This window comes from Arcicella sp. GW821-FHT09D11, from assembly GCF_059416265.1.
This window is the reverse complement of sequence record NZ_JBWKOV010000002.1, coordinates 748,904-762,939: the sequence shown is the minus strand read 5'-3', so window position 1 is coordinate 762,939 and position 14,036 is coordinate 748,904. Positions and strand designations below refer to the sequence as shown.

General features: G+C 35.7%; 13 protein-coding genes. 9 read left to right on the top strand and 4 right to left on the bottom strand.

All coding sequences use genetic code 11. The annotated features are described in order from the left end of the window. The first annotated feature begins 358 nt into the window (after positions 1–358). The 4 genes from AC07N0_RS08380 to bioA all read left to right on the top strand — a co-directional run bounded on the left by AC07N0_RS08380 (position 359) and on the right by bioA (position 6,164). The gene (locus AC07N0_RS08380) at positions 359–2,704 is read left to right on the top strand and encodes a M1 family metallopeptidase (RefSeq protein WP_494588816.1); all 2,346 of its coding nucleotides are present in this window, start codon (positions 359–361) and stop codon (positions 2,702–2,704) included. A 340-nt stretch (positions 2,705–3,044) separates the two neighbouring features. Continuing rightward, positions 3,045–4,202: an aminotransferase class I/II-fold pyridoxal phosphate-dependent enzyme gene (locus AC07N0_RS08375; RefSeq protein ID WP_494588815.1), complete on the top strand. Its 1,158-nt coding sequence runs from the start codon at positions 3,045–3,047 to the stop codon at positions 4,200–4,202. Positions 4,203–4,210: 8 nt separating this feature from the next. Continuing rightward, entirely contained in the window at positions 4,211–4,834 is a 624-nt protein-coding gene (gene bioD / locus AC07N0_RS08370) for a dethiobiotin synthase (protein ID WP_494588814.1), read from the top strand. Next, positions 4,800–6,164, top strand: a complete 1,365-nt coding sequence (gene bioA, locus AC07N0_RS08365) for an adenosylmethionine--8-amino-7-oxononanoate transaminase (protein ID WP_494588813.1) — start codon at positions 4,800–4,802, stop codon at positions 6,162–6,164. The genes bioD and bioA overlap by 35 nt, the downstream gene beginning before the upstream one ends. 284 nt (positions 6,165–6,448) lie before the next feature. Here bioA and AC07N0_RS08360 read toward each other — a convergent pair whose 3' ends face one another. Both AC07N0_RS08360 and AC07N0_RS08355 read right to left on the bottom strand, forming a co-directional pair. After that, a complete protein-coding gene (locus tag AC07N0_RS08360) occupies positions 6,449–7,402 on the bottom strand; it encodes a polysaccharide deacetylase family protein (protein WP_494588812.1) in 954 nt (317 codons plus the stop codon). A gap of 2 nt (positions 7,403–7,404) precedes the next feature. Then, entirely contained in the window at positions 7,405–7,803 is a 399-nt protein-coding gene (locus AC07N0_RS08355; RefSeq protein ID WP_494588811.1) for a DoxX family protein, read from the bottom strand. An 18-nt stretch (positions 7,804–7,821) separates the two neighbouring features. Between AC07N0_RS08355 and AC07N0_RS08350 the strand changes: the two genes are divergently transcribed. From AC07N0_RS08350 to AC07N0_RS08340, 3 genes are all read left to right on the top strand, one after another. After that, complete coding sequence (locus AC07N0_RS08350; protein WP_494588810.1) at positions 7,822–8,727, top strand: AraC family transcriptional regulator; 906 nt, start codon at positions 7,822–7,824, stop codon at positions 8,725–8,727. A 152-nt stretch (positions 8,728–8,879) separates the two neighbouring features. Beyond that, positions 8,880–9,623, top strand: a complete 744-nt coding sequence (locus tag AC07N0_RS08345; RefSeq protein WP_492802160.1) for an ABC transporter ATP-binding protein — start codon at positions 8,880–8,882, stop codon at positions 9,621–9,623. Between the two features lie 63 nt (positions 9,624–9,686). Beyond that, the gene (locus AC07N0_RS08340) at positions 9,687–9,896 is read left to right on the top strand and encodes a hypothetical protein (protein WP_494588809.1); all 210 of its coding nucleotides are present in this window, start codon (positions 9,687–9,689) and stop codon (positions 9,894–9,896) included. 145 nt (positions 9,897–10,041) lie between these two features. On the opposite strand, the gene AC07N0_RS08335 is transcribed toward AC07N0_RS08340, so the two are convergent. Further along, complete coding sequence (locus AC07N0_RS08335; protein WP_494588808.1) at positions 10,042–11,154, bottom strand: ABC transporter substrate-binding protein; 1,113 nt, start codon at positions 11,152–11,154, stop codon at positions 10,042–10,044. A gap of 139 nt (positions 11,155–11,293) precedes the next feature. Between AC07N0_RS08335 and AC07N0_RS08330 the strand changes: the two genes are divergently transcribed. Both AC07N0_RS08330 and AC07N0_RS08325 read left to right on the top strand, forming a co-directional pair. After that, positions 11,294–12,529, top strand: a complete 1,236-nt coding sequence (locus AC07N0_RS08330; protein WP_494588807.1) for a M16 family metallopeptidase — start codon at positions 11,294–11,296, stop codon at positions 12,527–12,529. A 165-nt stretch (positions 12,530–12,694) separates the two neighbouring features. Next, positions 12,695–13,273 carry a peptidylprolyl isomerase gene (locus AC07N0_RS08325; protein WP_494588806.1) on the top strand — a complete coding sequence of 193 codons (579 nt, stop codon included), beginning with the start codon at positions 12,695–12,697 and terminating at the stop codon, positions 13,271–13,273. A 124-nt stretch (positions 13,274–13,397) separates the two neighbouring features. Here the strand turns inward: AC07N0_RS08325 and AC07N0_RS08320 are convergent, their stop codons facing one another. Continuing rightward, on the bottom strand, positions 13,398–13,937 hold the full coding sequence (locus AC07N0_RS08320; protein ID WP_492802150.1) for an NUDIX hydrolase: 540 nt from the start codon (positions 13,935–13,937) through the stop codon (positions 13,398–13,400). Between the last annotated feature and the right edge of the window lie 99 nt (positions 13,938–14,036).

Sequence of the window (14,036 nt, the reverse complement as noted above, 5' to 3'; positions counted from 1 at the left end):
AAAAATTGAAAGTTGTATCAAAAAAAATTACATAGTTCTGCCCATACTGTTCTACACTACCTAAAACAAAAGGGCTCGGATATTTCCGAGCCCTTGCATTATGATTATTCTCTTCTAGTTGCTTTGTTAAATGAGTTTAATGTTTGTGCTATATTGCACAATTACAACTATCAAATTCCCATGTTTACCTTTACAAACGCTCCTTTTATCTATTCTTAGCCATTCTACTAAGTATAATGATTCTTTTTTAGATTGTTTAATGCTAATTTTGATTGATAACTTATCATCAAGGAGATTTATTTTACTAAATTCACTAAATTCGTACAGTAAATCTATTCACTTCAATCTAAAAATCAACATGAGAGGTAGCTTAAAGCTCATTACAGGTTTGTTAGTTGCTGCTTGTTCCCAAATGGCAACAGCACAGCAAGCACCCACCACCAATCCTTACAATGGTAACAAACGTTTTGAACAGTTAGAAACGATTTTACCTACGCCCAACACTTATCGTACTGCTTCGGGTAGTCCGGGAAAAGAATATTGGCAACAACGTGCTGACTATGACATCAAAGCGGAATTGGATGATGTAGAACGCAAAATAACAGGTACTGAAACCATTACTTATTTCAATAATTCTCCTGACGAATTGCCTTATTTATGGTTACAACTCGACCAAAACTTATTCCAGAAAGATGCTATCGGGGCTACTAGTAAAACTGGTAGTATTGGAGGACAAGCCTCTTTTGCACAATTCAAGGATTTGACCGACCCTAAAAAGTATGGATACAATATCTTATCAGTAAAAGATGCTAAGGGAAACCCATTGAAGCATACGATTAACCATACGATGATGAGAATCGATTTACCAGTTGCTCTTAAATCTGGTGCTTCGGTTTCTTTCTCTATCGACTGGAATTATTTAATTACTGAATATTACGGTCGTTCGGGTTATGAATATTTTGCCAAAGATGGCAACGTCAATTATTTTATTGCTCACTGGTTTCCACGTATGGCAGTTTATAATGATGTGTATGGCTGGCAACATAAACAGTTTTTAGGACAAGGTGAATTTACCCTTACTTTCGGAAACTATAAAGTAGCTTTAACAGTACCAAACGACCACGTAGTGGGTGCTTCTGGTGAATTACAAAACCCTACACAAGTACTTTCTTCGGAGCAATTAAAACGTTGGGAAAAAGCAAAAACTGCTACTCGCCCCGTATTAATCGTTTCTCAAGAAGAAGCTGAAAAGGCTGAAAAAGGAAAGCCTACAGGTAAAAAAACTTGGATTTACAAAGCTGATAATGTACGTGACTTTGCTTTTGCGAGTTCTCGTAAATTTATCTGGGATGCAATGCAAGTTGACGTAGAAGGCAAAAAAGTATGGGCAATGTCATTATATCCAAAAGAGGGAAATCCACTTTGGGGGCAATACTCTACGATGGTTGTAGCACATACACTTCGTTCGTATTCAAAACATACGGTGGCATATCCTTACCCAGTAGCTTATTCTTGTCACTCTACATCAGGTGGTGGTATGGAATACCCAATGATTTCATTCAATGGCGGTCGTCCAGAAGCTGATGGTACTTATTCTGAACAAGTAAAAGCAGGTATGATTGGTGTAATCATTCACGAAGTAGGTCATAACTTCTTCCCAATGATTATCAACTCAGACGAACGTCAGTGGTCATGGATGGATGAAGGATTGAATACTTTCTGCCAATATTTAGCAGAGCAAGAATGGGATAGAGATTTCCCTTCTCGTCGTGGCGAACCTCAGTACATTGTTCCTTACATGAAAACTGACCCAACGCAACAAGTGCCGATTATGACTAATTCAGAGAACATCATGGCATTCGGGCCTAATGCTTATGCAAAACCAGCTACAGCATTGAATATTCTTCGTGAAACAGTGATGGGACGTGAGTTATTTGACCATGCTTTCAAAGAGTATGCTCGTCGTTGGGCATTCAAACAGCCGTATCCTGCTGATTTCTTCCGTACGATGGAAGATGCATCAGGCGTTGATTTGGATTGGTTCTGGAAAGGTTGGTTCTATGGTGTTGAGCCAGTAAACCAGTCACTTGAAAACGTAGAATGGTTCGGTATTGATAATATAGACCCATTAGCAAAAAATGCAACTGCTAAAAAAGAAGCTGATGCTAAACGCCAAACAATGAGTAACATCCGCAATAAAACGGATATTCCTAAAACAGTAGTAGAAGAAAACCCAGACATGAGAGACTTCTATAATACTTATGACCGTTTTGCTACGACTGAGGCAGACAAAAAGAAATTTGAGCAAACAATGGCTTCGTTAGCAGAAGATGAAAAGAAATTGGTCAACTCAAACAAAAACTTCTATGTATTAAATGTTAAAAACAAAGGAGGTTTGCCAATGCCAGTGATTGTGAAAGCAAACTATGAAGATGGTACAGAGGAAGTATTTAGATACCCTGCTGAAATATGGCGTTTGAATGATAAAGAAATTAAGAAAGTAATTCCTACAGATAAAAAAGTAGCAAAATGGACGTTAGACCCATACATGGAAATTGCTGATATCGAAACAGAAGATAATGCTTTTCCAAGAGAGCCTGAACAGCCAAACCGCTTTCAAGTATTCAAAGCACAACGCCCAGTTCAGCCAAACCCAATGCAACAACAACAAAAAGCTGGGGCTGTTCAAGGAGCTAAAAATTAATACTGATTTTTTTATCCACGTTTCAGAAATGTAAAAAACATAAAAGTCTACTATAGGCTTATAATTAAAAAAGCATGGCAATGAAAATTGTCATGCTTTTTTTTAGTTATTCTTTATTTTTCAAAAGGCTATAAAAAGAAAGTTGCCCAGACGGAAACCATCTGGGCAAACTTAGTAAATAGTTCTACACCTATTAAGTGCGAAGTTAGATAAAAAAATGGTATGATGTCAAGCATTTTTTAAAAAAATCTTAAAAAAATTCAATCTTGTGTCAAATATCAAAACAATAAGGGCTTAAAACTTTTGTAACTATCTTTGCAGAAATAAACAATAAACATTAGTGATTTCTTTAAAAAAACGTCTGGATACCATACTTGAACAACGAAAAGAGCAATCACTCTTTCGTACACTTCGTATTACCGAAAATTTAATCGATTTTTGTTCTAATGATTATCTTGGCTTTGCTCGTTCCGAAAAGTTGCAAAATGCAATTCACCAGCAAAGCAATAATGGACATTTATGGTCTGGTGCGACAGGTTCAAGGCTATTAGCAGGTAATACCTCCTTCGTCGAAAATTTAGAAAAACGCATTGCTCATTTTCATCAAGCCGAAGCAGGTTTAATTTTTAATTCTGGCTATGATGCCAATGTTGGTCTACTTTCATCAATCCCGCAGAAAAACGATTTCCTTATCACCGACGAACTCATTCATGCCAGTATGATTGATGGAGCAAGATTAAGCTATGCTACGCGTTATAAATTCAGACATAACGACGTAGAAGATTTAACTAAAAAGCTTGCTAAAATTGAAGAAGATAAAGCAACAAATCCTAGTTTAAAAGACGCTCAAGTATTTGTAGCCATCGAATCCGTTTATTCGATGGATGGCGACTTGGCTCCATTGTTAGAAATCGCTCATACTTGTACTCAGTTTGGTGCAAATCTTATCGTCGATGAAGCTCATGCAACAGGTGTTTTTGGAAAGCATGGCGAAGGTTTGGTCAACGAATTACAGATACAAGACAAAGTCTTTGCCCGCATTATTACTTTTGGCAAAGCATTGGGCTGTCACGGAGCCATTATTGTAGGAAGTAATACGCTAAGAGACTATTTAGTCAATTTTGCTCGTTCATTTATTTATACAACGTCTGCTCCAATACATAGTCATATTAGTGTACAATGTGCTTATGATTTGCTTCAATCAGATACATTTTCGAATAAAAACTTACATCATTTGATTGATTTTTTCAAAAGCCAAGCAGGTTTAAATCCTAGAATCGATTTGATTGAAAGTACTTCGGCGATTCAATGTATTATTATTTCGGGTAATGAAAACTGTAGGGCTGTGGCTCATACGTTACAAAGTAAAGGCTTAGATATTCGCCCTATTGTGTCGCCAACGGTACCAAAAGGTAAAGAGAGATTAAGAATTTGCTTACATGACTTTAATACAAAAGAAGAGATTTTGCAGATTTTTGAAGTATTAAACAAGCTTTAAAATTTATTATGAAACAACAATATATCATTGCTGGCATTGGTACAGAAATCGGGAAAACATTTATTGCCAGTATTCTTACTGAAAGCTTGGAAGCTGATTACTGGAAACCAATCCAATCAGGAGCATTAGACTTTACAGATACGCATGCCGTTCAAAGCTTAATAAGTAATCATAAAACCATCTTTCATCCAGAAGCCTATCGATTGACTGAACCTCTTTCCCCTCATGCAGCCGCAGCTATTGATGGTGTAGAGATTCAATTATCAAATTTTGAATTGCCAATTACTGACAACAATTTAATTGTTGAATTAGCGGGTGGATTAATGGTCCCGTTGAATAAAGACACAACCAATCTTGATTTAATTAAGCAATTAAATCTCCCCATTATTTTAGTTTCTAAAAATTATTTAGGGAGCATCAATCATACTTTGCTTTCGATTGAAGTACTAAAAAGTAGCAATATCGACATCAAAGGAATTATTTTTAATGGCGAAAGTAACCCTTCATCTGAAGAGTATATCTTGGATTACACACAAATAACATTGATTGGCAGGGTAAATCAAGAACAAAACATCTCTCAGGAAACCGTAAAAAAATATGCAGAACGCTTCAGAAAAACACTTTGTCATTGATGAACACCTGGAATATCCAGTAGAAAATATACAGCATCCAGTAATTACCAATTTGAGTGAAAGAGATGCTAAAGTATTGTGGCATCCTTTTACACAGCACCAAACGGCGCCTTTTTCCATCCCGATTGTTCGGGCAGAAGGAGTTTATCTTTTTGATGAAAATGGTAAAAGATATATAGATGCTATCGCATCATGGTGGGTGAATTTACATGGGCATTCGCATCCATACATTGCCCAGAAAGTAGCAGAGCAATTTCTAAAATTAGAACAGGTAATTTTTGCGGGATTCACCCATGAGCCTGCTGTAAGATTAGCAGAAAGATTATTAGAAGTATTACCACCAAACCAACAAAAAATATTCTATTCTGATAATGGTTCTACGTCAGTAGAAGTGGCGATGAAAATGGCATTTCAGTATTTTCATAACCAAGGAATTAGGAATAAAACCAAAATCATAGCCCTTGAAAATGGCTATCATGGCGATACTTTTGGTACAATGGCGGTAGGGGCAAAAAGTGCATTCACCGCTCCTTTCGACCCTTTTCTTTTTGAGGTAATTTATCTACCGATTCCAGTAAAAGGTGAAGAGCAATTGGCACTAGCTACCATGAAAAGCCTGATGAGTCAAGCAGATGAAATTGCGGCTTTTATTTTTGAACCCCTCATTCAAGGAGCAGGCGGTATGGTAATGTATGAACCTGAAATTTTGGAAAGCTTAATAAAACTAGCCAAAGAGAATGGGATATTGACCATTGCTGACGAAATCATGACGGGCTTTTATCGTACAGGTAAAATGTTTGCGACGGATTATTTAATAGAAAAACCAGATATTTTTTGTCTCTCAAAAGGATTAACAGGTGGTGCTATGGCTTTAGGGGTTACATCATGTACCCAAGAAATTTATGACGCTTTTCTTTCGGATGATAGAAGAAAAACGCTTTTTCATAGTCATTCTTTCACGGCAAATCCTTTGGCTTGTACCGCAGGACTTGCTAGTTTAGATTTGTTATTGAATGATGAAACACAAGACAATATCAAAAAAATAAATACCTTACATCAAGGCTTTATTCAGCAAGTTACTCAGACATTCCACCACAAAATCGCAGACATTAGGCTTAAAGGAACAATTTTAGCGATTGAAATCAAGGTAAAAGAAGGCACTTCATATTTTAGTAATATGCGAGATATTGCCTACAATTTCTTTTTAGAAAAAGGTATTTTGATGCGTCCTTTAGGCAATGTAATTTACCTATTAACACCTTATTGTATCGCTGAGGAGGATTTGGTGTATGTTTATGGATGTATTGAGGAGTTTTTGGGGGAGATTTAAGGAGTTGATATTATTTTTATCATTAGCAAGTGACTTGAGTCCTACTGATTACCCACATCTTTTAAAAAGTTGAAATGGAAATGTAATTATTGATCAAATTAGCTTAAATGTACATAAATAGTCTTTAAAACAAAGCGTTGAAGCCCTCATCTCTAGCGAGGGGCTTAAGCCCCTCGCTAGAGATAATTACCTGATTATTAATAATTTAAAAACTTATGGGTAATCAGTAGGACTTAAGTCAGCCCCTAATGATAAAAATAACAAAACTATAAATTTACCCGTCCCTATTCTCTAATAATCGTCTTATCTGACAACGCCATTTGAGCAATTTCTTTCTTTTGTTTAAACACTACGCCTTTATGTTGTTGCATATAGTGGATTAGTTCGCTAGTAGCTTTTACCATTTGAGGTGTCCCTCCTATCCTATCATGAAAACTGATAGACATTTGCCTTCTTTTAAAAGCTGACTCTTCATACAATTGGTCAAACTCTAATTTTACTTGATTAATAAACTGATCGACTGAAAAGTTTTTTCCTTCAATTAGTACAATATCATTATTCCTAAGTGTATAAGGGACTACTACAAAATCCTTTTTGCTTACCTGTATAATAAAAGGTTCATCCCTGCTTAAATCATCAATATGATAAATAAAGCCAAGCTCTTGTAGGATATTAAGGGTATTTTCGCCTCTCCTTAACCAATTGGCATTATAACCTACGGGAGTAAAACCTGTAATATTCTTGATAGCATCAACACCATCTTTTATAAACTTTTTCTCCTCCTCATAACTCATATTATATTGAGAAGACCAGTTCATTCCATGAGCAGCGGCTTCATGTCCTCTATCTACAATTTCTTTAGCCAATGCTGGATTCTTGATTACCGCTGTGCCTACCATGTGCGAAGTTACCTTAACGCCTAGCTTATCCCAATTGTCTAACATTCTAGGAATACCTTCTTTATAACCATATTCATACCAAGTATTGGCGGGTAAATCGCGATAGCCTTTTGGTAAATTTTGTGGAAACGGACTTTCTGCATTTTCTGGTTGTCCACCTGCTTCAAATTGCATGGATATTGATACTACTAGCCTTGAACCATCTGCCCATGTCGTTTTTTCTTTTAGTGGGTCAGGATGACTTAGTTCCGATGAAGTAGCAAATGATGTATTATTTTGTAGAAAACCTGCTAGTCCTAACAGGCTTCCTTGTTTGATAAAGTTTCTTCTAGGATTCATGATTATTTTTTAAAGAATAAGTTATCTAATGCCCAAACATTGCTATTGTTTAAAAATTGTAATAACACGCCAAAGAATGCCACATGAATTAATTGACTTGGTAAAGCTTCCCAGTTTTCTATCAAGCAAGTACCCAAAATCAACACTATCATCACAATTCCTCCACCAATTAATGCAGGTTTAGTAAACACCCCTATTATTAACAAAAGTCCCACCATAAATTCTGCAATAGGCAATGCATAACTAAAAGGAGTTACTAGAAAAGATGGAATCATGGCATTTTCAAAACTTTTTACCATCCAAGCACTAAAGCCCGCTAATTTAGGCAAACGAACAAGTCCATGTCCAAACATGCTTGCTCCGATGGCAAGTCTTAATAAAAGAAAGGTTATTGTATTCATTTTTTTATTGTTGAGTTTATGATACAAAGCTCTTATAATTCATCCTCTTTCTTCTGTACAATCATGGGTTTTGTTTGTACATTTACGGGTATGGAAATCAAGAATTTACTCTCTCCTTTTGAAATCAACTTTTTGGAAGCAAGTGAATATGTTGCGAAAGAACATAAAAATAGTTTTTTTGAAATGGTTTTTATCTTGGAAGGCCAAGGAATACAGATGATTAATGACCATAAATTGCCTTATAGTCACAATAAACTATTTCTGATTTTTCCGCAGGATAAACATGGATTTGAAGTACATCAACCTACCAAGTTTTTCTTTATTAGGTTTAATGATAGCTACTTAAAAACCCAAAGTAAAGAGTGGATTAAAAAAGTGGAATACATTTTTAACAATCATAATCATCTTCCTGGTTGTATTCTGAAAAACGTTGCAGATAAACCCTTGATTAGGGCATTAGTCGAAGCTTTAATAAAGGAACAAAACAACTCTTTTCCACAACAGAATGAAGTAATTACGCAATTAATCAATACTATTATTACCATTGCTTCCAGAAATATTACATTGATGGATAAGGTATCACTAAAAAATGCCAGTGCAGATACCACTATTACATTGGTCAATTATATTCATCAGCATATTTATAGTCCCGAAGACTTAAGGGCTGAGAGAATAGCCAGCCATTTTAATATTTCGCTTACTTATATTAGCGAGTATTTTAAAAAATATACGGGTGTAAGCTTACAAGAATATATTACAGATTATAAAATCAAGTTAATTGAAACACGTTTGAGATTTACTGATATGCGAATAAATGAAATTGTTTTTGAGTTTGGCTTTACCGACGAAAGTCATCTAAACCGAATTTTCAAAAAATATAAAGGTAAAAGTCCGACGGAGTATCGGAAAGGGTTAGGGGAATAAGATAAATCCTCTAAATCCCACCTTCTAAAAAGGAATTTTACTTTATCATCGTATGTTCATTCTGATAAAGTAGGTAAAGATTTATTGAAGAGATATTTAAAATTGATAGCGTATAGCAACGAATTTTGTAAATTCGGGAAAGATTTAAATCTATGATTGAGATAAAAGACATTAGAAAAGCCTTTAATGGGCGCGATATTCTACTCGGAATCGATGGCGAATTCAAGCCTGGCGATACTTCATTAATTATTGGTGGTAGCGGTACAGGAAAAAGTGTATTGCTAAAGTGTATGATTGGTATTGTAAAACCAGAACACGGGCAAATACTGTATGATGGGCGAGATTTTCATAATTCTGATGAGGAAACTAGGAAAACTATCCGTCGCGAAATGGGCGTTTTATTCCAAGGTGGTGCATTGTTTGACTCTAAAACGGTATTAGATAATGTTAAATTCCCCTTAGATATGCTGACAGACATGAGCGAGGAGGAGAAAATAGAAAGAGCTCAGTTTTGTTTAAAGCGTGTAGAATTGGAAAATGCTGGCTCAAGAATGCCTTCTGAGGTTTCGGGGGGGATGAAAAAAAGGGTTGGTATTGCCAGAGCTATTGTGATGAATCCGAAATATTTATTTTGTGACGAACCCAATTCGGGCTTAGATCCATTGACATCTGTAAAAATTGATGATTTAATCAAGGAAATCACGGATGAATTTAACATTACTACGATTGTAATTACGCATGATATGAATTCGGTCATTGGTATTGGCGAAAAAATCATGTTTTTATATAAGGGCAAAAAATTCTGGGAAGGTGATAGTAAAAACATTCGTACATCATCAGTGCCTGAGTTGAATGAGTTTATTTTTGCTAATAAACTTTTGCAGGAGGGGAGATAGTTTTTTTAGACTTTAGGACTTGATGAGATAGGACTGTAGGACTTGAAGACTAAAAGATGCTAGATGGAAGACACTAGATACAAGACTTTAGGATTAAAGGAGCTAGGACTTGAAAACAATGAGATTTTTGAAATAAAAATCAAAAAAGATATCAGTATTTGTAGCGGCAACCCTTCCGGTTGCCGTTTTGATTTGATGGATTTACGAAACAAAAAAACGGCAACCGCAAGGGTTGCCGCTACTTGGCTAATATATAATATTGGGAATATCTAAAGGTTAATTCCCTTTCTCTCCTATACAATTAATTATCTTTCCATATCTTTTATTTATTTCAAAAAGTCTTAACTCTAGTGTCTTTCATCTAGTGTCCTTAGTCCTCAAGTCTTAAATCCACAAGTCCTAAAGTCTCCAGAAAAAATCAATCCAAAATAGCATCCGCCTCTGCTAAAGTTGCTTTATATTCTGCTAATTTAGAAGCCTTTTTAGCATATTCTTTCATTTTAGTTGGTTGTCCCGAACGTTTAGCAATACGTGCCAAAGCCACATAAGCTAGCGCATGATAATCCTTTGTAAAACGTTCATCATAGGGCATTTTTACGCCTTTTAGCAAATAAGCCTCCGCAAGTTTATCGTCCTTTTTATCTTTTTCAGCAATCAATCCTTTGAAAATTGTTCCCGCACATTGGAACATTACGCCCTTTTGTTTTAAAATTTTATCGGAAATTGCATCAGCATCATCGTACTTTCCAAGGGCGGTCAGGAAGTCCATTCTTTGCATTTGAAAAAGTAAATTATCGGGATATTTTTCTGACAGCATACTGTTGTAATACAACGCTTTGGCAGGATTAGCCTCATATTTCATATAAACATAGCCTGCATAAAAAGCGGCTTCTGTTTTTACAAAGATTGTCTTCCTAGTAGCCAAATCTAATTGCTGTAAGCCTAGTTTTTTATTACCATCTTTAAACATCCAAATAACCGATTTAATAACAGGATGCGTTTCTGGGTATTCAATACGGTAGTAATTATAAATGCCTGAGGAATAAAGAAACTCAGGTTGTTTATCGGTCAGATCTAATCCTTTCTTTAAATGAGAATATGCTTTTTTAGCCACGCCTACGGCCTTCATAAACTCTTGATTATCGGCATCGTAAGCTGCTAAATAGCCTAGTGTGGCTAATTCAAAGAAATTAGCTTCTACGTCCTCATCGTTTTTATCCAACATTACTTCCGCCAAAGCCCTACTTTGATTAAGGTAGGTCAAATATATTTTTTGCTGATTGGGGAAATCCTTTAAAGGGAAATACTGTAATTCAGTTTGAATAGCCATTAGGGTATAAAACACTGGATGCTGTGGATACTTGGCTTTTATCTTTTGGAAAATATCAGCTGATTCTTTGAAATCGTACGAATACATTTTATCCAACCCTTGAGAAATTAATTGGCGAGTACTAGCATCGTTTAATATTTGAGCATTACTTTTAAAAAAAATGCAAAACGAAAATGTTACAAAAATGAATACTTTTTTCATATTGGAAGTTTAAATAAATAAAGCGGACCGAGTTTTTTGCTGATTGTCACACATTGCAAGTGGTAAATACTTACTTTTGTCGTGATATTTTTTAAATATTTGTTAATATAGACGTTTATTTGTTACATAACATCCATACATGATTTCATACGATTATTTTATACTTGACAACGGACTCAAAGTCTATGTTCACCAAGATTATTCCACCCCTATTGCTGCTGTTAACATTATTTACAATGTTGGCTCTCGTGATGAAGAAGAACACAAAACAGGTTTTGCTCATTTGTTTGAACATTTGATGTTTGGTGGTTCAAAAAACATTCCTTCTTATGATACTCCTCTTCAGAAAGTAGGCGGTGAAAACAATGCTTTTACGTCACCCGATATTACTAATTATTATATTACGCTACCAGCAGTCAACATTGAGACGGCTTTTTGGTTGGAATCCGATAGAATGCTGTCTTTGTCTTTTGACCAAAAGGTTTTGGACGTACAACAAAAAGTAGTGATTGAAGAGTTCAAGCAAAGATACTTAAATCAACCTTACGGTGATGTTTGGTTGAAACTTCGTCCTTTAGCCTACCAAGTGCATCCTTATAAATGGGCTACTATTGGGAAAGAAATTGCTCATATCGAGGATGCAGTAATGGATGATGTCCGTAATTTTTTCTACAAACATTATTTACCCAACAATGCTATTTTAGTAGTAGCTGGGCCAATCAGTGTGGAAGAGGTAAAACAATTAGCCAAAAAATGGTTTGAACCTATCCCTTCTGGCAACGTTACTCCTAGAAATTTACCCAAAGAGCCTATCCAGACTAGTGCAAGATTTTTGGAAGTAGAAGCAAAAGTACCACTTGATGCTATCTATAAAATTTACCATACTCAAGGGCGACATGATGTTGGTTATAATGCCGTGGATTTGACTAGTGATATTCTAGGAAGAAGTAAATCATCGAGATTATATGATAAATTAGTAAAGGAGCAATCTATCTTTAATTCTATCAATGCTTATGTTTCTTCGTCACTAGACCCTGGCTTGATGGTTTTACAAGGAAACCTCAACAAAGGCATTAGTATTGAAGAAGGCGATGCAGCCATTCAGGATGTATTAGATGATTTCGTTAAAAATCCTGTTTCAGAGGAAGAATTAACCAAAGTGAAAAATCAAGCGGAATCTACATTAGTTTTCTCGGAAGTAGAATTATTAAACCGTGCGATGAATTTAGCTTTTGCTGCTAATGCTGGAAATGTAGAATACGCTAATGAGGAATCAAGTAAAATCCAAGCCGTGACGGTTGATGATATTAGCGACCAAGCAAAAAGCATTTTGACGAAAGAAAACTGCTCGACGATGTATTATCGTGCTAGCTAAGGTTGTGTGCTATCGCTTTCATTCATCAGAATTCAGCTTTCGGATTTTTATTTACTTTGCAGATTTTTATCCTCTGTGGAATTGAGCAAAAAATAATTTAAATCATACAGATAACGGTTACATAGATAACAAATAACGGTTAAACCGATAACAGCTATAAAAACGATGAAACGTATCATCTTCTTCTTATTTTGTATTTCTTTATTTTCTTGCAAAAAAGATTTGCGTTTGTACGAACAAGACCCAAAAACTTTTTTGACACAATACGGTAAAGAAAACCTAGAAGATAAAGTAAAAATACATACTGTTGGTGGAGATTTTATCATAAAACTTCATGCTGAAACGCCTTTACATCGTGCTAATTTTATTAGAAATGTAAAGGCGGGTTATTATGTTGATAGGATGTTCTATAGAAATATTTATCGAATGGGCATACAAGGCGGAGGCGAATATATGGATCAATTAGATTTTTTAGTCCCTCCCGAATATCACCCAGAATTTACCCATAAGCGTGGTGCTGTAGCAATGGCCCGTTATGACGAAGGCAATCCCGACAGGGCCTCCTCTCCTACTGAATTTTATATCATTACTAATGAAAAAGAAGCTCGACAGCTTAACGGTAATTATGTAGTTTTCGGAGAGGTAATTCAAGGCATGGATGTAGTTGATGCGATTCAAGCTGGGAAAGAATACTACGAACGTCCAGCCATTCCTGTGTTTTTTAGCATTGATATTTTGGAATAGGTTGTGTTGGCTTTCGGTCTTCGGATATCGGATGTCGGATTTCAGCTTTCGGTTTCAGGAGCTAGTTTCCCGATAAGAATTATAGCTTAAAATCCGAAGACCGAAAGCCGATACCCGACGACCATTATAGCTTAAAGCTTTTCTCTACCATTCTCATAATCGAATCACTATCGTTTAGGTCAGCTACTTCCGAAAGCTGAATCCATTTCAAAGCAGTGGATTCTGATGACACGATTAATTGTTGATTCATGTCAGCCTCCAATAGAAACCTCACATCAAAATGTAAATGTACCGGTACTCCCTTTCGTTCGGGGATTACGTGAATATCAATATCAAAAATATTATTAGTCAATACTCCAATATTATTCAATCCTGTTTCCTCTTCTGCTTCCTTTAAAGCAACATTCAATACATCTGAGTCACCATCACAATGCCCTCCCGTTTGAAACCACTGATTAAGCTTTTTATGATGGGTTAGCAAAGTATATTGACGAGACTTATCCAGAATCCAAGCAGAGCCTGTTACATGCCCAATCATTAAAGAACGCTCGAAACAAGTAGGGTACGCTTGTACAAAAGATGTAATTTCTTGATGAAATTTTGTCTCAGTTGCATTAAATGGTCGATGCTTTTCAAGCAATTGGAGCAATTGATTTCTGTGCATAGTATTGTATGATTATGGTAATGTTTCAGAGGTCAAAGGTCTAAAAAATATCTTTTAAAAAAAGCCATTGAGCGAAAAATTAAATTGTTGGTTTATTCC

Bases quoted from the DNA above. Each gene is read 5' to 3' on its own strand.
- AC07N0_RS08345 (WP_492802160.1), top strand. From the start codon at position 8,880: ATGATTGAGATAAAAGACATTAGAAAAGCCTTTAATGGGCGCGATATT.
- AC07N0_RS08325 (WP_494588806.1), top strand. From the start codon at position 12,695: ATGAAACGTATCATCTTCTTCTTATTTTGTATTTCTTTATTTTCTTGC.
- AC07N0_RS08360 (WP_494588812.1), bottom strand. From the start codon at position 7,402: ATGAATCCTAGAAGAAACTTTATCAAACAAGGAAGCCTGTTAGGACTA.
- AC07N0_RS08335 (WP_494588808.1), bottom strand. From the start codon at position 11,154: ATGAAAAAAGTATTCATTTTTGTAACATTTTCGTTTTGCATTTTTTTT.
- bioA (WP_494588813.1), top strand. From the start codon at position 4,800: ATGCAGAACGCTTCAGAAAAACACTTTGTCATTGATGAACACCTGGAA.
- AC07N0_RS08330 (WP_494588807.1), top strand. From the start codon at position 11,294: ATGATTTCATACGATTATTTTATACTTGACAACGGACTCAAAGTCTAT.
- AC07N0_RS08355 (WP_494588811.1), bottom strand. From the start codon at position 7,803: ATGAATACAATAACCTTTCTTTTATTAAGACTTGCCATCGGAGCAAGC.
- AC07N0_RS08350 (WP_494588810.1), top strand. From the start codon at position 7,822: ATGATACAAAGCTCTTATAATTCATCCTCTTTCTTCTGTACAATCATG.
- AC07N0_RS08340 (WP_494588809.1), top strand. From the start codon at position 9,687: ATGGAAGACACTAGATACAAGACTTTAGGATTAAAGGAGCTAGGACTT.
- bioD (WP_494588814.1), top strand. From the start codon at position 4,211: ATGAAACAACAATATATCATTGCTGGCATTGGTACAGAAATCGGGAAA.
- AC07N0_RS08380 (WP_494588816.1), top strand. From the start codon at position 359: ATGAGAGGTAGCTTAAAGCTCATTACAGGTTTGTTAGTTGCTGCTTGT.
- AC07N0_RS08320 (WP_492802150.1), bottom strand. From the start codon at position 13,937: ATGCACAGAAATCAATTGCTCCAATTGCTTGAAAAGCATCGACCATTT.